18 protein-coding genes are annotated in these 21,521 nt (G+C 62.6%); 10 read left to right on the forward strand and 8 right to left on the reverse strand.

The annotated features are described in order from the left end of the window. Positions 1-132 precede the first annotated feature (132 nt). Positions 133-1,044, reverse strand: a complete 912-nt coding sequence (kdgD, locus tag EGJ86_RS03105; RefSeq protein WP_106733123.1) for a 5-dehydro-4-deoxyglucarate dehydratase — start codon at positions 1,042-1,044, stop codon at positions 133-135. Positions 1,045-1,594: 550 nt separating this feature from the next. Here kdgD and EGJ86_RS03110 point away from each other — a divergent pair. From EGJ86_RS03110 to EGJ86_RS03125, 4 genes are all read left to right on the forward strand, one after another. After that, a complete protein-coding gene (locus EGJ86_RS03110; protein WP_125834013.1) occupies positions 1,595-2,989 on the forward strand; it encodes an enolase C-terminal domain-like protein in 1,395 nt (464 codons plus the stop codon). Between the two features lie 35 nt (positions 2,990-3,024). After that, positions 3,025-4,002, forward strand: a complete 978-nt coding sequence (locus EGJ86_RS03115) for a tripartite tricarboxylate transporter substrate binding protein (protein ID WP_125834014.1) — start codon at positions 3,025-3,027, stop codon at positions 4,000-4,002. A gap of 66 nt (positions 4,003-4,068) precedes the next feature. Then, positions 4,069-4,578 (forward strand): tripartite tricarboxylate transporter TctB family protein, encoded by a 510-nt coding sequence (locus tag EGJ86_RS03120; protein ID WP_125834015.1) that lies wholly within the window; start codon positions 4,069-4,071, stop codon positions 4,576-4,578. A gap of 9 nt (positions 4,579-4,587) precedes the next feature. Continuing rightward, positions 4,588-6,108 (forward strand): tripartite tricarboxylate transporter permease, encoded by a 1,521-nt coding sequence (locus tag EGJ86_RS03125; protein WP_125834016.1) that lies wholly within the window; start codon positions 4,588-4,590, stop codon positions 6,106-6,108. 56 nt (positions 6,109-6,164) lie between these two features. Here EGJ86_RS03125 and EGJ86_RS03130 read toward each other — a convergent pair whose 3' ends face one another. Further along, complete coding sequence (locus EGJ86_RS03130; RefSeq protein ID WP_125834017.1) at positions 6,165-7,310, reverse strand: mandelate racemase/muconate lactonizing enzyme family protein; 1,146 nt, start codon at positions 7,308-7,310, stop codon at positions 6,165-6,167. Between the two features lie 97 nt (positions 7,311-7,407). Here EGJ86_RS03130 and EGJ86_RS03135 point away from each other — a divergent pair, with 97 nt between their 5' ends. Continuing rightward, the gene (locus tag EGJ86_RS03135; protein ID WP_125834018.1) at positions 7,408-8,313 is read left to right on the forward strand and encodes a LysR family transcriptional regulator; all 906 of its coding nucleotides are present in this window, start codon (positions 7,408-7,410) and stop codon (positions 8,311-8,313) included. A gap of 4 nt (positions 8,314-8,317) precedes the next feature. Here the strand turns inward: EGJ86_RS03135 and EGJ86_RS03140 are convergent, their stop codons facing one another. After that, positions 8,318-9,472: a mandelate racemase/muconate lactonizing enzyme family protein gene (locus EGJ86_RS03140; RefSeq protein ID WP_125834019.1), complete on the reverse strand. Its 1,155-nt coding sequence runs from the start codon at positions 9,470-9,472 to the stop codon at positions 8,318-8,320. 222 nt (positions 9,473-9,694) lie between these two features. Here EGJ86_RS03140 and EGJ86_RS03145 point away from each other — a divergent pair, with 222 nt between their 5' ends. Further along, complete coding sequence (locus tag EGJ86_RS03145) at positions 9,695-11,344, forward strand: methyl-accepting chemotaxis protein (protein ID WP_125834020.1); 1,650 nt, start codon at positions 9,695-9,697, stop codon at positions 11,342-11,344. Positions 11,345-11,597: 253 nt separating this feature from the next. Further along, the gene (locus tag EGJ86_RS03150) at positions 11,598-11,828 is read left to right on the forward strand and encodes a hypothetical protein (protein ID WP_004423370.1); all 231 of its coding nucleotides are present in this window, start codon (positions 11,598-11,600) and stop codon (positions 11,826-11,828) included. A gap of 137 nt (positions 11,829-11,965) precedes the next feature. On the opposite strand, the gene EGJ86_RS03155 is transcribed toward EGJ86_RS03150, so the two are convergent. After that, positions 11,966-12,595 carry an FKBP-type peptidyl-prolyl cis-trans isomerase gene (locus EGJ86_RS03155; protein WP_092380275.1) on the reverse strand — a complete coding sequence of 210 codons (630 nt, stop codon included), beginning with the start codon at positions 12,593-12,595 and terminating at the stop codon, positions 11,966-11,968. Positions 12,596-12,810: 215 nt separating this feature from the next. Here EGJ86_RS03155 and EGJ86_RS03160 point away from each other — a divergent pair, with 215 nt between their 5' ends. The 3 genes from EGJ86_RS03160 (at position 12,811) to EGJ86_RS03170 (ending at position 18,055) form a co-directional block, all read left to right on the forward strand. Then, complete coding sequence (locus tag EGJ86_RS03160) at positions 12,811-15,300, forward strand: ATP-binding protein (RefSeq protein WP_125834021.1); 2,490 nt, start codon at positions 12,811-12,813, stop codon at positions 15,298-15,300. Then, entirely contained in the window at positions 15,290-16,360 is a 1,071-nt protein-coding gene (locus EGJ86_RS03165; RefSeq protein WP_125834022.1) for an HD domain-containing phosphohydrolase, read from the forward strand. The genes EGJ86_RS03160 and EGJ86_RS03165 overlap by 11 nt, the downstream gene beginning before the upstream one ends. 69 nt (positions 16,361-16,429) lie before the next feature. Next, positions 16,430-18,055 (forward strand): methyl-accepting chemotaxis protein, encoded by a 1,626-nt coding sequence (locus tag EGJ86_RS03170; protein ID WP_125834023.1) that lies wholly within the window; start codon positions 16,430-16,432, stop codon positions 18,053-18,055. Between the two features lie 41 nt (positions 18,056-18,096). Here the strand turns inward: EGJ86_RS03170 and EGJ86_RS03175 are convergent, their stop codons facing one another. From EGJ86_RS03175 to EGJ86_RS03190, 4 genes are read right to left on the reverse strand one after another with little or no spacing between them, the layout of a single operon-like run. After that, on the reverse strand, positions 18,097-18,225 hold the full coding sequence (locus EGJ86_RS03175) for a DUF2256 domain-containing protein (protein ID WP_021488275.1): 129 nt from the start codon (positions 18,223-18,225) through the stop codon (positions 18,097-18,099). Next, positions 18,222-19,757 (reverse strand): cryptochrome/photolyase family protein, encoded by a 1,536-nt coding sequence (locus EGJ86_RS03180; protein WP_125834024.1) that lies wholly within the window; start codon positions 19,755-19,757, stop codon positions 18,222-18,224. Before EGJ86_RS03180 ends, EGJ86_RS03175 begins: the two co-directional genes overlap by 4 nt. Next, positions 19,754-21,154: a 3'-5' exonuclease family protein gene (locus EGJ86_RS03185; RefSeq protein ID WP_177432750.1), complete on the reverse strand. Its 1,401-nt coding sequence runs from the start codon at positions 21,152-21,154 to the stop codon at positions 19,754-19,756. The genes EGJ86_RS03180 and EGJ86_RS03185 overlap by 4 nt, the downstream gene beginning before the upstream one ends. Beyond that, positions 21,151-21,453: a DUF6482 family protein gene (locus EGJ86_RS03190; protein ID WP_106733136.1), complete on the reverse strand. Its 303-nt coding sequence runs from the start codon at positions 21,451-21,453 to the stop codon at positions 21,151-21,153. Before EGJ86_RS03190 ends, EGJ86_RS03185 begins: the two co-directional genes overlap by 4 nt. Positions 21,454-21,521 lie beyond the last annotated feature (68 nt).

The raw sequence follows: 21,521 nt of genomic DNA on the forward strand, positions 1-21,521 counted from the left end.
CTCGCGGGGCCTGCTTTTTTGTTTATTACCCCCACTCTGTGCCCCCCTTGGGTGTCGCCTCGGCGCGGTTAAAACACACCTTTACCCCCCCAACCCCGCCCCGCCCCCCGGGGGGGGCGCCCCTTTTCGGTATTACTGCGCGCCTTGGGCTTCGATCAGCTTGGCCAGGGCTTCGTACTCGTCCGGCAGCAGATCGGTCAGCGGTGCGCGTACCGGACCGGCATCGTAACCGACGATCTTGGCACCTGCCTTGACGATGCTCACGGCATAGCCGGCCTTGCGGTTGCGGATGTCCAGGTACGGCAGGAAGAAATCATCGATCAGTTTGCCAACGGTGGCGTGATCTTCCGCGGCGATGGCGCGGTAGAAGTCCATGGCGGTTTTCGGGATGAAGTTGAACACGGCCGAGGAATACACCGGTACGCCCAGTGCCTTGTAGGCCGCTGCGTAGACTTCAGCGGTCGGCAGGCCGCCGAGGTAGGTCAGGCGCTCGCCCAGGCGGCGGCGGATCGACACCATTAGCTCGATGTCGCCCAGGCCGTCCTTGTAACCGATCAGGTTCGGGCAGCGCTCGGCCAGTTGCTCCAGCAGGTTGGCGTTGAGGCGGCAGACGTTACGGTTGTAGATCACCACGCCGATCTTCACCGACTTGCACACCTGCTCTACGTGAGCGGCAACGCCGTCCTGCGAGGCTTCGGTCAGGTAGTGCGGCAGCAGCAGCAGGCCCTTGGCGCCCAGGCGCTCGGCTTCCTGCGCCATCTGGATGGCAACGCGGGTCGGGCCGCCAACACCAGCCAGGATAGGCACGGAATTCTCGCAGGTATCCACGGCGGTCTTGATCACGGCGCTGTATTCGTCCGGCGCCAGGGAGAAGAACTCGCCAGTACCGCCGGCTGCGAACAGAGCGGAAGCACCGTAAGGTGCCAGCCACTCGAGACGGCGCACATAACCAGCCTGATTGAAATCACCGGCAGCATCGAAGTCTGTCACCGGGAAAGACAGCAGACCGGAGGAGAGGATGGACTTAAGTTCTTGTGGATTCATTATGCGAACACCCTGTTAAAGCGAGTTGTGGAAATGACGTCAGCCGTAGCTGTAGAGATACGTTATCGTACAACAACAAAAAAAACACCAGTTTTTGTATTACCCGTTCGTCGAAGTTTTTATCGCCTTCGCCCAGCCTGCCCGCAAAACTGCTGCGTAAGCGTGAAAGCTCAGCGTAGAGCAGGCTCCATCATGGCGCCTGAAGAGATGGCAGCGCAATCATCATTAACCCTGAGCAGCGTTGACAGGCCAGGAACAGGCTGGTACTAATTTCACCAAGTCATACGACAACCTATGACATTCCAATAAAAACAAACGAGGCCCTGGTCATGTCACAGACCTTCACTGCCGCCCCACCCTGCCATCGTGCCGACCATCGCACCGATGTCAGCAGCCGCCTGAACAGCGCAGTCCGCGCAGGCCTCGTTGCCGTCTTTGCCCATGCTCTCACTTGCTACCGCGCGGATCGCACGATGACCCCGGTGCACGACTGAACCGTACCTTTGCCATTGCGGCCGAGGGCCGCACCAGTTTCGGAGCCCCAGCCAAGATGTACGAAGCCTCCCGTAGCAGCACACCCCAGATCGTCGAGATGCAGGTCATTCCGGTCGCCGGCCATGACAGCATGCTGCTCAACCTGTGCGGCGCCCATGCCCCCTACTTCACCCGCAACCTGGTGCTGCTCAAGGACAATGCCGGGCGCATCGGCTGTGGCGAAGTCCCGGGTGGCGAAGGCATCCGCCAGGCGCTGGAGCGCTGCCGCGAACTGGTGATCGGCCAATCGGTCGGCCGTTACAACCACGTGCTCAATCGCCTGCGCCAGGCCATCGCCGGCACGGCCAAAGGGCCGCAGACCACCCAGCATCAGGTCACGTCCGAATCCGAAGCGCGTGTACTCAAGCAACCGCACGAGATCAACCTGCGCCTGGACAACGTGATCACCGCGGTCGAAGCCGCCCTGCTCGATCTGCTCGGCCAGCATCTCGACGTGCCGGTGGCCGAACTGCTCGGCAGCGGCCAGCAACGCGACAGCGTGCCGATGCTCGCCTACCTCTTCTATATAGGTGAACGCCAGCGCACCGACCTGCCCTACCTCGCAGGTAAAGGCTCGGCAGATGACTGGTATCACCTGCGCCATCAGGCCGCGCTGACGCCGGAGGCCATCGCCCGCCTGGCCGAAGCGGCGCATGCGCGCTACGGCTTCAACGATTTCAAACTGAAGGGCGGCGTGATGCGTGGCGCCGAGGAAATGGAAGCAATCCGTGCGATCAAGGCGCGCTTCCCCGATGCCCGCGTCACCCTCGATCCCAATGGCGCCTGGTCGCTGGATGAAGCCATCGCCCTGTGCCAAGGACAAGGCCACGTGCTGACCTATGCCGAAGACCCTTGCGGCCCGGAGAATGGCTACTCGGGTCGCGAGATCATGGCCGAGTTCAAGCGCGCCACCGGCATCCCCACCGCCACCAACATGGTCGCCACCGACTGGCGGCAGATGGGGCACTCGTTGCGCCTGGAGGCCGTGGACATTCCCCTGGCCGACCCACACTTCTGGACCATGCAAGGCGCCGTGCGCCTCGGTCAGGTCTGTGAAGAGTTCGGCCTGACCTGGGGTTCGCATTCGAACAACCACTTCGATATTTCCCTGGCCATGTTCACCCATGCTGCGGCGGCCGTGCCCGGCCGCGTCACGGCTATCGACACCCACTGGATCTGGCAGGAAGGCGAGGAACGTCTGACCCGCGAGCCGCTGCAGATCATCGGTGGCCAAGTGCAGGTATCGGACAAGCCCGGCCTGGGTATCGAGCCGGACATGGAGCGGATCATGGCCGCTCACGAACTTTACAAGAAGGTGGCCAACGGCGCGCGTGACGACGCAATGGCCATGCAGTACCTGGTTCCGGGTTGGCAATACGACCCGAAACGTCCCAGCCTCGGCCGCGAGTGACTCGCGCGGCTTTTATCCCAACCCGGAGTATTCCAATGAAAAAAACATTCCGCGCCTCCCTCCTTTCTGCCCTGGTCGGCATGGGTGTCCTGGCCACTCATTCCGCTACCTTCGCCGATGACGTGAAATGGCCGACCCGCCCCGTCCAGGTGGTGGTAATCGCCAACCCAGGCGGCGACACCGACTTCAACGCCCGCATGATGGCCAAGTACTTTAACGAGATCACCGGCAAGACCATGGTAGTGACCAACGTCGCTGGCGGCGGCGGTACCCTGGCGGCCGAACAGGTCAAAGGCGCAGCGCCGGATGGCAACACCATCCTCTTCACCCACCCGGGCCAGTTGATCGTCAACGAAGTCGCCGGCCTGACCGAAGACAGCTACGAGACCTTCGACGTTTCCTGCATCGCCGGCGTCGACAAGAGCACCGTGTTCGTCGCCTCCAAGCAATCCGGCGTGACCAGCATGCAGGACCTGGTGGACAAGTCGAAAGCCAACCCCGGCAGCATCACCTATGGCACCGAGATGGGCAGCTTCTCGCACATCCAGGGCCTGATGCTGGAGAAACTCACCGGCGCCAAACTGAAGATGGTTGACGGTGGCACCGTATCCGATCGCGTGGTCGGCATGCTCGGTGGTCGTCTGGACATGGGCGCCATCACCTATGGCTCCGTACAGGACTATGTGCAGGGCGGGCAAATGGTCGCCCTGGGCCAGCCCAACGACGAACGCAACACCATGCTCGGCGAGGTCCCGACCCTCAAGGAGCAAGGCCTCGACATCACCATGGACAAGCCCTACGTAGTGGCCTTCCCGAAAGGCACCGACCCGGCGATCGTGAAGAAGATGTCTGACATCATGCAGCAGATCACTGAGAAACCTGCTTACGCCGAAGACCTGAAGAAATTCAAGCAACCGGTCGCGTTCTTCGCCACCGAAGACGCCAAGCAGATTCTGGCCAAGACCCGCGAAGACTTCATGCAGTTCAAGGATGAACTGCGCAAGGCCAAGTAAGCCATAACGCAGCGCCGGCACGATCGATTCTTACCGGCGCTGCACCTCAGAACACCGAGGTACACGATGAACACCCTGAACAAGAAAGAGCTGATCATCGGCATTGCCATGCTCGGCGCCAGCCTTACCTACCTGGTACTGGCACAACAGCTCCCCGGGCATGATGGTGTCGATGCCGCCACGGTGCCGAAACTGCTGGCCGGATTCCTGTCTCTGCTTGGCCTGATGCAACTGGTCAGCGCCTTTGCCAAACCCAAGGCTGCTGCCGAACCCGCCGCCAGTCCGGCTCCTGCAGAGGCCGAAGAGCCAACTGTTGAAATTGTCGAGCCGAAGACCGTCATCAAGACACTCGGTCTGATCCTTGGCTACATGGCCCTGCTCGGCCCTGTGGGCTTCCCGATCATGACCGTGGTTTACCTGTATCTGCAGTTCCTAGTGCTGACCCCGGTAAACCAGAAAGCCAGGCACCTGACCTATCTGCTGGTCGCCGTCACCTGCTCTGCGCTCATCTTCCTGCTGTTCCGCGAGGCCTTCGATCTGTTGCTGCCCGCTGGCCTGCTGAACAACTACATCTGAGGATCGACCATGCTCGAATTACTGCAGCAAGGCTTCGGTGCCGTCTTTTCACTGAACATCATGATGCTGATGGCCGTCGGCGTGGCCATGGGCATCGTCTTCGGCGCCGTGCCCGGCCTGTCGGCAACCATGGCCGTGGCGCTATGCCTGCCGCTGACCTTCACCATGGGCCCGCAAGCGGGTCTGTCGCTGCTGGTCGCATTGTTCATTGGCGCCACATCCGGAGGCCTGATCTCGGCGATCCTGCTGAAGATTCCGGGAACACCTTCATCGATCGCCACGGTGTTCGACGGCGGCCCGCTGATGGAACAGGGGCACGGCGTCAAGGCGCTGGGCGTCGGTATCGTGTTCTCCTTCCTGGGCACCATCTTCAGCATCGTCGCGCTGATGTTCATCGCACCGCAGCTGGCCAAGGTCGCCCTGAGCTTCGGCCCGCACGAATACTTCGCCATCGCCGTGTTCTCCCTGACCCTGATCGCCACCCTCTCGGCCGGTTCCATGGTCAAGGGCCTGTTCGCGGGTGCGCTGGGTATCGCGGTATCCACCGTCGGCATCGCCCCGGTCGAGGCAGTGCGCCGCTTCACCTTCGGCATCAGTGAGCTCAATGGCGGCTTCTCGATGCTCACGGTAATGATCGGCATGTTTGCCGTAGCCGAGATCATCAAGCTCGCCGAAACCGGCCGCCATGCCGTGCAGGGCAAGGCCAAGTCGGTGAGCATGAAGAACATCAAGGGCTTCGGCTTCTCGCTCAAGGAGTTCCGCGAGCAACTGCCCAACGCCGGTCGCTCCGGCCTGATCGGTCTGGGCATCGGTATCCTGCCAGGCATCGGCGCAGGAACCTCGAACCTGGTGTCCTACATCATCGCCAAGAAACGCGCGAAAGACGGGCACACCTACGGCAAGGGCAACATCGGCGGCGTGGTCGCCAGCGAGACGGCCAACAACGCCGGTATCGGCGGCGCCATGATGCCGCTGATGACCCTGGGCATCCCCGGCGACACCGTCACCGCGATCATGCTCGGTGGCTTCCTGATCCACGGCATTCAACCCGGTCCGCTGCTGTTCATCAGCCAGGGTCCGCTGGTGTACACCATCTTCGCCGCGCTGATCGTCGCCACGGTGATGATGTTGTTCATGGAGTTCTACGGCCTGCGCCTGTTCATCAAGCTGCTCGACGTGCCCAAGCACATCCTGCTGCCGATCATTCTGGTGCTGTGCGTGGTCGGCGCCTTTGGTCTGTCCAGCCGCCTGTTCGACGTCTGGTCGATCCTGCTGTTCGGTCTGCTCGGTTACGCCTTCGTCAAGGCCGGTATGCCGGCGGCGCCGTTCATCATCGGCTTCATCCTCGGGCCTATGGCGGAAACCAACCTGCGTCGCGGTCTGATGCTGTCGGACGGCAGCTTCGCCGAGTTCTTCACCAATCCGATTGCCGGCACCTTCCTCGGCCTGGCATTGGTGTTCGTGCTCTGGCAGGTGTTCAGTGCATTGCGCCCGAAACCCAGCGCGATCAACGAAATACTTCGCACCTGACCCACCCCACCGTTCCCCTCGCCAACACGGCGAGGGGAATACCTGCATCTCCCCTCTCACGCCCGCACTCCAAAGGCGTCCTGCGCCACTGTCCAGCCCGCCACCTGCTCGCTCAGACTCAGGCCCAGCCCGGCCCGCATCGGCACCTGCATGCAACCGTCGCGAATCTCCAGGCGCTCGTTGAACAAAGGCTCCAGCCACTCGAAATGCTCCACCCAGGTGGCATGCTCGTAGGCAGCCGCCAGGTGGATATGCAGTTCCATGACGAAGTGCGGCGCCATGACCAGGCCGTGCCGTCTGGCCACCTCGGCAACCTGCAGGAAAGGCGTGATACCACCGACTCGAGGTGCATCGTGCATGATCACGTCGACCGCGCCGCGCTCCACGTAAGCACACGCCTCGGCTGCGCTACTGAGCATCTCGCCGCTGCCGACCGGCGTAACCAACTGCGCGGACAACGCCGCATGCCCCTCCAGATCGTGTGCATCGAGCGGCTCCTCGATCCAGGTCAGGTTCAGCTCTTCCAGAGCGCGCCCCATGCGCAGCGCCGTGGTGCGATCCCATTGCTGGTTGACGTCCACCATCACCGCCACTTCATCACCGAGGGCATGACGCAAGGCCCGCACGCGTCGTAAATCCTCAGTTTGATTCGGCTGCCCGACCTTGAGCTTGATACCACCGATGCCGCCCGCCAGCGCCTGCCCGGCGCGGTCGATGACCTCCTCGATGGGCGCCTGCAGATAGCCGCCAGAGGTGTTGTAGCAAGGCACCGCGTCACGCTGGGCGCCGAGCAGCTTGGCCAGCGGCAAACCGGCCCGCCGCGCCTTGAGATCCCACAGCGCCGTGTCGAACGCCGCGATGCTTTGCACTGCCAGACCACTGCGGCCGATGGAGGCACTGGCCCAACTGAGCCGCCCCCACAGGCGGGCGATATCGTTACCATCTTCGTTGAGCAGCAGCGGTGCCAGCTCGCGGGCATGGGCGTATTGCGCCGGGCCACCGGTGCGTAGGGTGTAGCTGAAGCCGAGCCCGGTATGCCCCTGGCGGGTTTGCAGCTCGACGAACAACAGACTGACGGCCGACAGCGGCAATTGTCGACCAGTGGACACCTTGGCATCGCTCACGGCCCGAGCCAGTGGCAGATCCACCGAGCGCAGGCCGATCCATGTGATCGGATCAGGGGTGTAAAGGTCGAGACTCATCGTCACTCCGGGCGCGAAAGCGTGGAGCGATGATGGACGCCGCCATTGATCCAGGTCTAATCTAGTTTTCTACTCAATTGATACCTGGATTGAATCAGTGTTTGAGCTATCGCAACTGCGCTGCTTCACTACCCTGGCCGCCGAGCTGAATTTCCGCCGCGCTGCCGAGCGCCTGAACATGACTCAGCCGCCACTGAGCCGGCAGATCCAGCTGCTCGAACACCAGCTGGGCGTGGCGTTGTTCACCCGCAGCACCCGCTCGGTGGCGTTGACGGCAGCTGGCCGCGCCTTCTTCGTCGAAGCCCAGGCGCTGCTCGACCAGGCCCACCGCGCAGCGCAAAGCGCCAGGCTGGCTGCCATCGGCGAAAGCGGCGCACTCAACATCAGCTTCGTCGCCAGCGCGGTGTATGACGTGCTGCCGCGCGCGATCACCACCGCCAAGCGCGAACGCCCCGGGGTGGATATCGCCTTGCTGGAAATGAGCACCTTCGAACAGGTGCAAGCGCTGCGCGCCCGGCGTGTGGACCTGGCCATCGTTCGAGCGCCCTTGCAACAACCTGGGCTGATCAGCGAATGCCTGCTGCGCGAACCCTTCGTGCTGGCTGCGCCCGCCGAACATCCACTGGCGCAGCACGAAAGGCCGACCCTGGAAATGCTCCATGGCCAACCCTTCATCCTTTATGCACATACCGCCTGGCAGCCCTTCAACGAACTGCACACCGGCCTGTTTCGCGCCAGCGGCATCCAGCCGGAGTTTGTTCAGGCGCTGGGCTCGACCCTGACCATCCTGTCGCTGGTCAATGCCGGCATGGGGCTGGCACTGGTGCCGCGCAGCGCCAGTGCCATCCGCTTCGAGCAAGTACGTTTCCGCGAGCTGCCGCTACCCGAAGGCATAAGTGGGGAGCTGCATCTGGTCTGGCGCGACGACAACGACAACCCGGCCTTACCGTCGATGATCGCAGCTGTGCGCCAGGCCGCGCACGACATCTATCCGCAGAGCTGACGCTTCAAGCGCGGTTGCCGACCTCTGCCTGCTGCACCGTCCAGCCGGCAACCTGCTCGCTCAGACTCAGACCCAGGCCCGGACGAGTCGGCACCAACATGCGTCCGTCGCGAATCTCCAGGCGCTCGTTGAACAACGGCTCCAGCCATTCGAAATGCTCGACCCATGGCTCGCGCGTGTGGCTGGCGGCAAGGTGCACGTGCAGCTCCATGGCGAAGTGTGGCGCCAGGGTCATGCCGGCCTGCTCGGCGAGGGTCTGCACGCGCAGGTACGGGGTGATACCGCCGACACGCGGCGCATCGGGCATGAGGAAGTCGGCGCCGCGCTGGCGAATAAACTCCCAGTGCTCGGCGGGGCTGGTGAGCATCTCGCCGGTGGCGATCGGTGTATCGAACAGGCGCACCAGCTCGGCATGACCTTCGGCGTCGTAGCAGTCCAACGGCTCCTCGATCCAGATCAGGTCGAAGGGCTCCAGACGACGGCACATGCGCCGCGCAGTCGGGCGGTCCCATTGCTGGTTGGCATCGACCATCAGCGGGAAGCTCTCACCCAGATGTTCACGCACCGTGCTGACGCGGTGGATATCCAGCGCCCAGTCAGGTTGACCGACCTTGAGTTTGATGCCGCCAATGCCCTTCTCGCGGGAGATATCGGTGTTCTTCAGCAACTGATCGAGCGGTGTATGCAAGAAGCCGCCGGAGGTGTTGTAGCAGCGCACCGAATCACGATGGCTACCGAGCAAACGTGCCAGCGACAGGCCGCTGCGGCGCGCCTTGAGATCCCACAGAGCGACGTCGAAGGCGCCGATGGCCTGGCTCGCCAGGCCGCTGCGACCGACCGACGCGCCGGCCCAGCACAGCTTGTCCCACAGCTTGGCGATATCACTGGGGTTCTCGCCGATCAGGTTCGGCGCCACTTCCAGGGCATGGGCGAACTGGCCCGGGCCTCCAGCACGCTTGGAGTAACTGAACCCGAGGCCACGATGACCATCGCGGGTTTCGATCTCGGCGATCAGGATGGCAATCTCGGTCATCGGCTTCTGCCGGCCGGTGAGCACCTTGGCATCGCTGATCGGGTTGGCCAGCGGCAGCGCTACCGAGCGCAGACTGAGCCAGGTGATGCGGTCATCATCGGCGCGTGGGCTGGAGTTATCGGTCATGACTCTTCCTCGTGATGAAAGTCGGCGCCCCGATGGGTCGCCAAAAATGGACAACCCGAGTCAGATTAAGATGATTGCGCAATCATTCAAGCATCGAAATCATCTGCTGTTCCCTGGCTGATCCGGCATTGCGACGACCCATCTAGACATTTCACAAATCTGCAACATTCACCAACTACGCTGAACATGTCCCGCTGCGCCTGACCTCCGAGGCATCCCATCATGTTCCTGCAAAAATCCCTGCGCGCGCAGATTCTCGCCCTGCTCGGCGGCAGTCTGGAACTGATCCTGATCACCGCCCTGGCCTGCTTCAGCTTTCTCTCCAGCGGCATTCAGTCCTACCGTGGCCTGCTCGATGGGCCGCTGGAATCTTCGCGCCTGATCGACGCGGCCAACGTCGAATTCAAGATTCAGGTGCAGGAATGGAAGAACGTCCTACTGCGCGGCCAGGACAGCGCCAACCTGCAACGCTACTGGAGCCAGTTCGAAGCGCAGGAGCGCAAGGTGCAGGATATTCTCGGCCAGTTGACCCTGGTCGCCGCTGCCGACCCGGCGTTGAAGACGCAGGTCGAGCGCCTGCGTAGCGAACATCAGGCGCTTGGTGGCAATTACCGCAAGGGCCGCGACGCCTTCGTGGCCGCCGGAGCCGATGCCAGAGCCGGCGATGAAGCCGTCAAAGGCATCGACCGCGCCGCCAGTGAGCAGATGACTGCACTGGTCGAGCAGTTACGCCAGAACAGCCTGAGCCAGGCCGAGCAGATCAACGCCAGCGCCGCGCGCACCATTCTCAGCGGCACAGTCGTGATGCTGGCCGCAGCTTTGGTCATCGCCGTATTCAGCCTGTGGCTGGTCAATCGCAATCTGATCATCCCCATCCGCCAACTGATCGGCCATGTCGACCAACTCAGCCAAGGCCGTTTCGGCCAACGCGTGGAAAGCACCCGGCAAGATGAACTGGGCCTGCTGGCGCGCGCCGCGAACACCCTGCGCGACTTTCTTGCCAGCACCAGCGAGCGCCTGCACCACAGTACGCAGAACCTCGACAGCGCCAGCAGCGAGCTGAACGCCATCGCCTCACGCATGACCGAGGGCGTCAGCGAGCAGTTCGAGCGCACCGATCAGGTCGCCACGGCCATGCATGAGATGTCCGCCACGGCCATGCATGAGATGTCCGCCACGGCGCAGGAAGTCGCGCGCCACGCCGCCGACGCCGCGCATGCGGCCAACGATGCCGACGACTCGGCACGCCAGGGCAGCACGGTGATGCAATCGACCATCGCCACCATCACCGACATCCGCGGCGAGATCGCCAATACCGCCGAAGTGATTCGCCGCCTGGAAAGCGACAGCGGGCGCATCGGCAAGGTGCTGGAAGTGATCCGTGGCATCGCCGAACAGACCAACCTGCTGGCCCTTAATGCCGCCATCGAAGCCGCCTGCGCCGGCGAACAAGGCCGCGGTTTCGCCGTGGTCGCCGACGAGGTGCGCCACCTCGCCCAGCGCACCGCCGAGTCCACCGCAGAGATCAACCAGATCATCGACACCGTGCAGAGCGGTGCGCTGAATGCCGTGCGCGCCATCGAGAGCGGTCAACAGCGCAGCGAACAGGGCGTGACCCAGGTCACCGAGGCCGGTGCCATGCTGCAGCGCATCACCGAGGCCGTGGAAGCCATCCGCGACATGAACCAGCAGATCGCCACCGCCGCCGAAGAGCAAACCTCGGTGGCCGAGGATATCTCGCGCAACCTTACCGAGCTGACCGCCATCGCCAGCGCCAACCAGGACAACGTCGAACGTACGCAGAAAGCCAGCCGCAACCTGCATGACATGTCCGGGCAACTGGGCGAAGTGACTCGCCGCCTGGGCTCCTGACCCGATCTGCGAACCGGCATGGCACGCGTCTCCGCCTCCAGCATCTACCGCCTGCGCGCAGAGTGAGTAGCGAGGCGCGGGATCAACAGCATGCTGCGCCCCTCCAACTCGCCTGCGCGGAAGGCAGGCAAGGCTTCGCCCTGTCCGCTCCACCTGCTGAAAACAGGCAAACGACAAAAGGCAGCAATTAACCCTTGCTATTTATGTAATAGGAATTATTCTCAGTTACGTAATGACGGCCAAGGAGACTGCCATGACCTACCTGATCGATGCCTGGCTGGACCGCCCGCATCCCTATCTGCGCATCCTCAACCGTGAAACCGGTGAAGTCTGCGCCATGCTCGAAGAAGAAGCCCTGGACGAACTGCGTGATCAGGGCGACCTGGATTTACACGAGCTCAGCTCCAGCGAACCCATCGTCCTCAAGGAACTGGTGCGCAGCCTGTTTCTGTACTGCTACGCCCGGGCATTGCGCCCATCCTGAAAGACAAAACGGCCCTTGTGCGATGCAGAAGGGCCGTTCGTACGTAGCCTAGGGTGGACGACGCTTCACCCGTCCACCGTGGTCGCGATGGTGGACAAAAGAGCCTTGTCCACCCGACACGCGCCTGCCGATTTCACTTACAGGATGTCGAGCAGCTCGACATCGAATACCAGCACACTGTGCGGCGGAATGCTGCCAACGCCCTGAGCTCCGTAGGCCAGCTCGCTCGGTACGTGCAGGCGCCATTTGCTGCCGGTGCCCATCAGTTGCAGCGCCTCGACCCAACCCGGAATCACACCACCGACCGGGAATTCAGCCGGCTGGCCGCGCTCGTAGGAGCTGTCGAACACGGTGCCGTCGATCAGGGTGCCATGGTAGTGAGTACGTACCTGGTCTTCGGCAGACGGCTTGGCGCCCTCGCCGGCTACCAGCACTTCGTACTGCAGGCCGGAAGCCAGTACGGTCACGCCCTCACGCTTGGCGTTCTCGGCCAGGTAGGCACGGCCTTCACCGGCAGCGGCTTCCGCCTTGGCGGCCGCTTCGGCCTGCATGATTTCGCGGATGACCTTGAAGCTGGCGCCCAGCTCGGCCTCGGACACGCGGCTGGCCTGGCCGGTGAAGGCGTCGGTCAGACCGGCGAGAATGGCGTTCAGATCGACCCCGGGCGGCGGGTTGTCACGCAGCTGACCACCGAGTTGACGACCGATGCCGTAACTGACGCGGCCTTCATCGGAGGACAGGTCGGGGCTGAAGTTGAATTCGGACATGAAGGGCTCCGCTTGGGGTATCAAAAAAAGGTCGGCCAGCCTAGCATAGAACCGCACGCCCCCCCCCCCCGCCATTGATCTGCCGGCTCAAGGCAGCCACGGCTCCCTTGACCTGCAGCAATTACTACTACCTTTAGCTAAGCCACCCTTAAGGAAAGCAGGATATCATATTGACATCACACTGTTCGCCCTTACATCACGCAGGAGCGTGCGTCATGCAAAACTGCTCTCGAGTCAGTCTTCGGACATGGATATGGCGCGCCTTCGTACAAACTGCATTGATTCCGCTGATCCTGGTCGAGACTGTCCTGATCAGCGTCTACCTGTTCACCAATGTGTCCATCCGTGACGCGCAGATATCACACCTGCGTGAGGCCGCCCTCAATGACCTGCAGGCCGCAGCGAGCCAGGAGGCGCATCTGATCGAGAGCGAACTCGGTCATATCGCTCGCCTTACCAGCACCTACGCAGCCCTTACCCAGCAGACCCTCAACGACCGTCAGCCCATCGCCCCGGCAACCCTGGCGACGACTGCCAGCGGCGTGCGCTACAGCCCGAGCGATGAGGGTGGCGCGGCGTCCTTCTACTCCAATGCCACGCCACTGGACAAACAGGATCTGTACAAGGTGGCGCGCCTGACCCGTCTCGATCCGCTGATGCGCGAAACCGTGCGGCAAAACCCACTGGTAGCCAGCACCTATTTCAACAGCTGGGACAGCTACAACCACATCTTTCCCTGGTTCGACACACCTTCGCAGTATCCCCACGACATGGTGATACCGGACTACAACTTCTATTACCTGGCAGACGCCAAGCACAACCCCGAACGCAAGGTCGCCTGGACCGACGTCTACCTCGACCCGGCTGGCCAGGGCTGGATGCTTTCTGCCGTTGCCCCCGTGCTGCGTGGGGACTTTCTCGAAGGTGTGGCGGGCCTGGACATCACCGTCGGCAAGCTGCTCGAACACATTCAGAGCCTCAATGTGCCCTGGGACGGCTACGCCATGATCATCAGCGATGAGATGAACATCATGGCGCTGCCACCGGCAGGAGAAGACGACTTCGGCCTGGATGAACTGACCACTCACTCCTACGACGAAGCGATCAGTTCGGAGCTGTTCAAGCCCGAGGATTTCAATCTCCGCAAACGCACCGACACCGTCGATCTCGCCAAAGCCATCGCGCAGCGTGACAGTGGCGTGTTGTCCATGCCTCTGAATGGCCGTCCGTACCTGATCGCCTGGGCCACGATTCCGGCTACCGACTGGCATCTGCTCACCGTGGTCGATGAGTCCGAGGTATTCAGCCAGACCAACGAACTGGCCAGCCACTACCGCAACATCGGCTACCTGCTGATCGCCGGCCTGGTGTTGTTCTACCTGGTGTTCTTCGCCTTCATGTGGGGCCGTGCCCGTGAACTGACCGAGCGCCTGCGCAAACCCATCGGCGGCATCGTTGCCATGCTTCGCGAAATCGGCCAGGGCAACTGGAAGCCCAAGCGCCCGGCGACCACCATCGCCGAACTCGAGGCGATCATCGATGATGTCGAATCCATGGGGCAGCGCCTGGAGCGCAGCGCCACCCAGCTTCAGCGCGCCAGCCACGAAGCCCAGGAAGCCAGTCGTGTCAAGAGCCAGTTCATCTCCAGCATGAGCCATGAGCTGCGCACCCCGCTCAACGCCATCCAGGGCTTCGCGCAATTGATGCGCATGCAACAGGCTCAACCGGACAAGCAGGACACCGACTACCTGGAAGAAATCCTGCTCGCCAGCCGCCACCTCAACCAGTTGGTGGGCGATATCCTCGACTGGTCGAGCCTGCAGAGCGACCAGCCACGCCTGGACATGACCAAGGTCGACGCCGTCGCCCTGATGAACGAGTGCGCCGACCTGGTCGCACCGGAAGTCGAAGCCCATGGCCTGGAACTCAAGCTGACGCTGCCGGAAACAGCCGTGCCGGTACTGGCGGACCAGCGGCGCTTGCGCCAGGTGCTGCTCAACCTGCTGTCCAACGCCATCAAGTACACCCCGTCCGGCAGTATCAGCCTGAGCTGCACCGAACATGATGACCGTGTACGGCTGATGGTCAGCGACACCGGCATGGGTATCGCCAGTGAGTTGCAACCGCTGCTGTTCGAACCCTTTCAGCGCCTGGGCCAGGAGAACGGCGCCATCCAGGGCACCGGAATTGGCCTATCGTTGTGCAAGGAATATGCAGCGCTGATGAATGGCGAGATGGGCCTGCACAGCGAGCCGAACAAGGGCAGCCAGTTCTGGATCGACCTGCCGCGCCACGTCACCCCGGTACAAGCTGAAGCAGTTGAATCGACGTCGCACCAGGCATGTGTCTATCACGGCGACCTCGACCGCACGAACCGTGAAATCGTCAGCCAGGCGCTGGCCGATATCGATCTGCAGCAGTTCGAGGATGGCCAGCAGCTGCTGGCGGCGCTGCACAGCAGACGTCCTGATCTGCTGCTGCTCAGCGTCGAGCTGAATGGCCTGGACGGCCGCGACCTGCTCCGCGCCCTGCACCAGAGCGCCGAGCTGGCGGACCTGCCGGTGATTCTGCTGAGCCGTGAAGATCAGCTGCAGGAACTGGTCGGCCTGGGTGCCAGCGCCTTGCTCGGCGTGCCCATCGATCCTGATGAACTACACCAACTGGTCTGCGACCTGACCGGTAAGGAGGCTAACGATGCTGTCTAAGGACTTTCGACAATCACGCGTGGTCATCGTCGATGATGTGATCGCCAACAGTCGCCTGCTGGAGTCCAGCCTCCGGGCCTTTGGCCTGCGCGACACCATCAGTTTCTCCGATTCGGCCGCCGCGCTGGACTGGTTGCAGCACAACCCCTGGAGCCTGCTGCTGCTCGATCTGGACATGCCGGCGCCGAACGGCTTCGACATTCTCCGCGCGCTGGCCGACCGTGATCGCAGCAGCAACCCGATCATCATCATTACCGCGCTGAACGACGCGGCCAGCCGCCGCACCGGCCTGGAACTGGGCGCCAACGATTATCTGAGCAAACCCGTCGACCTGCCCGAGGTGATCCTGCGAGTGCGCAGCAACCTGCAACTGAGCCAGGCCAGCCTGGCCCTGTACGAAGCCAACACGACCCTGGAACAACGCGTGCGCGAGCGCACTGCACAATTGAGCCAGAGCTACTCGGCGTTGGTACGCACGCTGTGCCGAGCATCGGCCTACAGAGACAGTGAGACTGGCAACCATATCGTGCGTATCGGTGAGTCAGCCGCGTTGATTGCCAAGGCCTATGGCATGAGCGCCGACTGGGTCGAGCTGATTCGTCAGGCGGCGCCGATGCACGATGTCGGCAAGATCGGCATCGCCGACCATATCCTGCTCAAACCCGGCGCTCTGACCGATGATGAACGCCGGCAGATGCAGGAGCACCCCGCCATCGGCCACGCCATTCTGACCGACCAGCACGCCTCTGAGCTGACCACGCTGGCGGCAGAAATCGCCCTGACCCACCACGAGAAATGGGATGGCAGCGGCTACCCGAGTGGGCTGCGTGGCGAACAGATTCCTCTGTCCGGACGCATCGTCGCCATCTGCGACGTCTACGACGCTTTGCGCATGCCACGCCCATACAAGGCGCCCTGGCCCATCGAAAAAGCCCAGGCGTTTATTCGTGAACAGTCCGGCAAGCATTTCGACCCAGAGTTGGTCTCGCTGGTGGAGAGCCTCTATGAGCAGATCGAGACCCTCCAGCACGACCTCAGCGATTGCCCGCAAGGAGACTGATGGACCTTGATAACGACATGTAACGCCTCAGCCCGCTAGTCATCTCTTAAATCTTTGAGTACTGCCACCATGAACTTCAGATCCATCTCCATAGCCCCTCGTGCTGCAATAGGATTTGGCTTGATCGCATTGCTGGTTCTCGTCCTCGGCGGCTTCTCGCTGCTGCAGATGAGCAGCATGCATGACCGCTCTAATGAGGTAGACGACAACTGGATACCCAGCATCAATACCCTTGGCGACGTATCTCAAGACATTTTGCGCCTACGCTCAGCCACGTTGCGCATGCTACTCAGTGAAGACGCCACGCAACTTCGGGAGAGCACGACCCAGGCACAGACACTGCTCGATGACCTTGCACAGATGCAACAACGCTACGAGGGTCTGATCAGCTCCACGGAAGAGCGCGCGCACTACGACGACTTCAAACGTTACGAAAGTACGTACCTGGCCACTCGCGCGCAGCTCACCGAGCATCTGCGCAGCAATGATCGCACAGCGGCCATGGCACTCCTTTACACGAGCCTTAACCCACAAGCCGATGCGATGACCAAAGCGCTCAACGAGCTGATCACGCATAACCGCGAAGGCGCCTCGGAAGCAGCCAAAGCTGCCAATGCCGTTTACACCCAGGCCACACGCGGCACGTTGCTGGTCATGGCCTTGTCGGCCATTGCCACGGTGATACTCGCCGCGCTGCTGACTCGCAGCATCGTCAAGCCATTGGCTGACGCGGTACAGGTGGCGGACTCGGTGGCCAGCGGCAATCTGACCCTGAACATCGACACCCAGGGCAATGACGAGCCGGCCAAGTTGTTGCAGGCGCTCAAGAGCATGCAGGGCAATCTGCGCGGCACCATCGAACAGATCGCCGACGCCTCCAATCAACTGGCATCGGCCGCTGAACAACTGAGTGCCGTCACTGATGGCACCGCGCGTAACCTGCATCAGCAAAGCCTGGAGATCGACCAGGCCGCCACCGCCGTCACCGAAATGAGCAGCGCCGTGGATGAGGTGGCGCGTAACGCCGCCAGTGCCTCGGAAAGCTCCAGCGAATCCGGGCGCATTGCCCGCCAGGGCAGCGAGCGCATCACCCAGACGTTGTCATCGATCAACCAGCTGGCCGCCGATGTCGATTCGACCTCGAGCAACTTCGGCCAACTGGCCGGCAAGATCCGTGGCATCAGCCAGGTACTCGACGTGATTCGCAGCATCGCCGAACAGACCAACCTGCTTGCCCTCAACGCCGCCATCGAGGCTGCACGTGCAGGCGAAGCAGGTCGCGGTTTTGCCGTGGTTGCCGATGAAGTGCGCGCCCTGGCGCACAAGACCGGGCAATCCACCCGCGAGATCGAGACCATGATCAGCACCGTTCAAGGTGACACCGAACAGGCGGTGCGCGCCATGGAGTCGAGCAACGGGCTAGCCAAGCAGACGCTGGACATCGCCGAGGGCGCGGGAGTCGCACTGGATCAGATCATTCAATCGATTGCCGAGATCGGCGACCGCAACCTGGTGATCGCCAGCGCCACCGAACAGCAGGCCCACGTCGCCCGTGAAGTGGATCGCAACCTGATCAACATTCGCGACCTGTCGCTGCAGAACTCGGCTGGTTCGGAACAAACCAGCACCGCCAGCCGCGCGCTGTCGAGCCTGGCCGCCAACATGCAGGGCATGGTCGCGCGCTTTCAGGTCTGAGCCTTCGCAGCGGGTGCCCGGAGCCGACTCCGGGCACCCGCTCAGCGCGAACGCCGACAGCGCTCTGAGCAGTAGCGCACTTCGTCCCAGCAGCGCGCCCACTTCTTGCGCCAGCTGAACGGCAGGCCGCAGACCGCGCAGGTCTTCACCGGCAACTCGCTTTTCTTCACAGCATCTCCCCGGCATCGAGCTTGGCCAGCAGGCGCTCGCCCCAATCCCACAGCGCCTGTTGCTTGGCCTCGGTCATGCGCGCCAGGTTGCGGTAAACCATGCCAATGCGCGGGTTACGCTCCAGGGGCTCGCGGTGGCGCATCAGAAAATGCCAGTACAGCGCGTTGAACGGGCAGGCCGATTCGCCGGTGCTCTCGCTCACCTTGTAGCTGCAGCCTTGGCAATGGTTGGACATGCGCTTGATGTACTGACCACTGGCGCAATAAGGCTTGGAGCCGAGGTAGCCACCGTCGGCATGCATCACCATGCCCAGGGTGTTGGGCAGTTCCACCCAGTCGAAGGCGTCTATGTACACGGCCAGGTACCAGTCGCAGATGGCTTTGGGCGCGATGCCGGCGAGCAAGGCGAAGTTGCCGGTAACCATCAGCCGCTGGATATGGTGCGCGTAGGCATGCTCCAAGGTCTGGCCGATGGCCTGACGCATGCAGTTCATCCGCGTCTTGCCGGTCCAGTAGAACTCGGGCAGCGCTCGTGAGTTGCCAAAGCGATTGCCCTCGGCGTACTCCGGCATACGTAGCCAGTAGATGCCGCGCACGTATTCGCGCCAGCCGATCAACTGGCGGATGAAACCTTCGGCGGCATTCAGCGGCACGTCGCCGGCACGATAGGCGGCCTCGACCTCGGCGCAGATCCGCCGCAGATCGAGCAAGCCGATGTTCAGCGCAGCGCTAATGCGCGAGTGGAAGAGAAATGGCTCACCATCGGCCATGGCGTCCTGGTAGTCACCGAAGTCGGCCAGGCCCTGGGCCAGAAAATACCGCCAGAGGCGTTCGGCCTGCTCCGCGGTGACCGGATAATCGAAACCCTCCAGGCTGCCGTAATGACTGGTGAAACGCCGCTCGACCAGCGCCAGCACATCACGGGTGATGGCATCCGGCTCGATACTCAGCGGCGCGGGTGGATGTATGTCTTTGGGCAATGCCTTGCGATTGTCCGCATCGAAGTTCCAGGCACCGCCCTCCGGTGTGCCGTCAGGGTTGAGCAGCAGCCCGCTGTCACGGCGCATCTCACGGTAGAAGAACTCCATGCGCAACTGCTTGCGCCCCTTGGCCCAGGCAGCGAACGCATCGCGGCTGCAGAGAAAGCGGCTGTCCTGATGCCAGTGGATCGGCACGCCACAATGACGCAGCGCCTGCTCCAGGCGCCAGTCGCCGCACTCGGTCAGATGCACTTCGGCAGGGTCGAGCCGTTGCGTCCAGCGCAGCAGCTCGCCCGGCAACGAGCCCGTGTTGTCCGGATCGTCCAGGGCTACGTAATGCACCTGCTGGCCCTGCTCACGCAAGGCTTCGGCGAAATGGCGCATGGCGCTGAAGATCAGGGCGATCTTCTTCGGGTGATGCGGCACATGACTGGCCTCTTCCATCACTTCGGCCAGCAGCACGTGGTCGTGCTCGCGGTCGATGTCCTTCAATGCACCGAGGCCGTGGGTAAGCTGGTCACCCAGGATCAGAATCAGACGACGCGCACTCACAGCGGCACGATCTCCATGTTCGGATGGCGGCGCAGATGGCCGATCAGGATGTGATAGGTATCGAGATTGAAACCGCCACGACGCGCGGCCAGCAGCGGCTGGGCATGATCGAGCTGGTCGACCGTACCGAGATGACGCCATTGATCGAGCACGTGCCACTGAGTGAGGCCGTGCTGCTCGTCGCGCTCGACCAGCGCGACCGGCCCGCTCCAGGGCCAGGCCTGGGTCTGCAGGCGCTCGGCACCGGCAAGCAGCCGCCTGTCATGGGCCGAGCGCGGTTCCTCACCACAGCAGGCGCCCGCGCAGCGCCCCAGTTGATAGGCGAAGCAGGCACCCTCGCCGTCCTCCAACCCCAGCACGCGCAGACACAGACGCCGCTCGCGCACCTGCTCCAGTAGCCACTGACGCGCCTGATGACGCGAGCGGAACAGCCCAACATGCCTGAGCCCGGACCTCAATGCATGGTGCTGCAGCAGTTCGATGTGCAGCTCACCAGGCTCGCCCGCCAGCGCCCAGGTCAGCAGCTCGCGCTGCTTGCGCAGACGACGGTTGTACAAGGGTTGCAGGCGCTTGATCTCGGCAGACTCGAGCAGCAGCGCGCCCAGTTCACCGGCAGTGACTGCCAGCTGCACGTCGCGAATCTGCTGCACCATCTGCAGGCTACGACGGTCGCGGTGATCGTTCTGAAAATGCGACATCACCCGGCGGCGCAAATTACGGCTCTTGCCCACGTAAAGCTGCGCCCCGCCATCACCCAGGAAGTAATACACGCCAGGCCGCTCCGGCAACCGGGCGAAACGCTCTACCGCCAGCAGGGGCGGACGTGCAGCGCTACGCAGTTGACTGCCCAGCGCCGACGGCGCCACCCGCGTCAACAGCTGCCGGGCCAAGGCCAGGGCGGCCTCGGCATCCGGCACTGCACGATCGCGGAAAAAACGCGCGATGCCGAAATGCGTACAGAGTGCATCGAAACCGCCGCTCGCCAGCTCTGGCAGTGCCGCTCTGGCCAGGCGCAGTGTGCACAGCTGGGGTGGGCGCAGGCGCTTCCACTCGGGCAGCACGCGGCGCAGGAACGCCAGGCTGAAGCGCAGGTTGTGGCCCACCAACACGCGGCCACGAATGGCCTCGGCAATGGCTTGCGCCTCGCATTCGATACGCGGCTGGCCACGCAACTCCAACGGATGCAGGCCTGCCAGGCTGAGCAACGGCGGGGGTACGGCCACGGCAGGCTCGAACAGCCAGTGCAGGCGCGCTTCGACAGTACCGTCGACATCGACCTGAATGATCGCCAGCTCCCAGATGGCATCACGTGCCGGATGCACGCCTGTGGTCTTCACCTCCACGACGGCCAGAGCCCTGCCCTGCAACGTCGCGGCCGGTGCAAAGGCTGCAGTCACCAGTTGGAGCGGAAAGCGAGAGGCACACGCAGGCTGTTGTCAGCCGACGGCATACCGCACATTTCATCATGGACCGAGCTGTGCACCAGGAAAAACGGCAGCGCCGGTATTTCCTGCAGCACATCGCGCGCGTGCTCCACCGAGCGCAGGTTGAGCGTGTTGCCCTGTTCATTGATGATCGGGTGCGCCCGCCCGTCCATCCGCGCTTCAAGCAGATAAATGCCGCCTTCGAGCGAGATCAGGTTCAGTTCATCGATGCGCCCGGCGTGGGCGTGGGTGGACAGATCATTCAGGTTCATCAGGCTTGCCTCCGACCTTAACTATACAAGAACTTATACAAAAACAATTCTTGTACAACAAAGAAAAA

It is taken from the genome of Pseudomonas sp. o96-267, from assembly GCF_003935465.1.
Taxonomy (GTDB): Bacteria; Pseudomonadota; Gammaproteobacteria; order Pseudomonadales; family Pseudomonadaceae; genus Aquipseudomonas; species Aquipseudomonas sediminis.

Excerpts from the sequence above, each read along its gene's own strand:
- EGJ86_RS03150 (WP_004423370.1), top strand. The coding sequence starts at position 11,598 with ATGACCTACCTGATCGATGCCTGGCTGGACCGCCCGCATCCCTATCTG.
- EGJ86_RS03145 (WP_125834020.1), top strand. The coding sequence starts at position 9,695 with ATGTTCCTGCAAAAATCCCTGCGCGCGCAGATTCTCGCCCTGCTCGGC.
- EGJ86_RS03170 (WP_125834023.1), top strand. The coding sequence starts at position 16,430 with ATGAACTTCAGATCCATCTCCATAGCCCCTCGTGCTGCAATAGGATTT.
- kdgD (WP_106733123.1), bottom strand. The coding sequence starts at position 1,044 with ATGAATCCACAAGAACTTAAGTCCATCCTCTCCTCCGGTCTGCTGTCT.
- EGJ86_RS03190 (WP_106733136.1), bottom strand. The coding sequence starts at position 21,453 with ATGAACCTGAATGATCTGTCCACCCACGCCCACGCCGGGCGCATCGAT.
- EGJ86_RS03165 (WP_125834022.1), top strand. The coding sequence starts at position 15,290 with ATGCTGTCTAAGGACTTTCGACAATCACGCGTGGTCATCGTCGATGAT.
- EGJ86_RS03130 (WP_125834017.1), bottom strand. The coding sequence starts at position 7,310 with ATGAGTCTCGACCTTTACACCCCTGATCCGATCACATGGATCGGCCTG.
- EGJ86_RS03115 (WP_125834014.1), top strand. The coding sequence starts at position 3,025 with ATGAAAAAAACATTCCGCGCCTCCCTCCTTTCTGCCCTGGTCGGCATG.
- EGJ86_RS03140 (WP_125834019.1), bottom strand. The coding sequence starts at position 9,472 with ATGACCGATAACTCCAGCCCACGCGCCGATGATGACCGCATCACCTGG.
- EGJ86_RS03125 (WP_125834016.1), top strand. The coding sequence starts at position 4,588 with ATGCTCGAATTACTGCAGCAAGGCTTCGGTGCCGTCTTTTCACTGAAC.
- EGJ86_RS03110 (WP_125834013.1), top strand. The coding sequence starts at position 1,595 with ATGTACGAAGCCTCCCGTAGCAGCACACCCCAGATCGTCGAGATGCAG.
- EGJ86_RS03120 (WP_125834015.1), top strand. The coding sequence starts at position 4,069 with ATGAACACCCTGAACAAGAAAGAGCTGATCATCGGCATTGCCATGCTC.
- EGJ86_RS03160 (WP_125834021.1), top strand. The coding sequence starts at position 12,811 with ATGCAAAACTGCTCTCGAGTCAGTCTTCGGACATGGATATGGCGCGCC.
- EGJ86_RS03155 (WP_092380275.1), bottom strand. The coding sequence starts at position 12,595 with ATGTCCGAATTCAACTTCAGCCCCGACCTGTCCTCCGATGAAGGCCGC.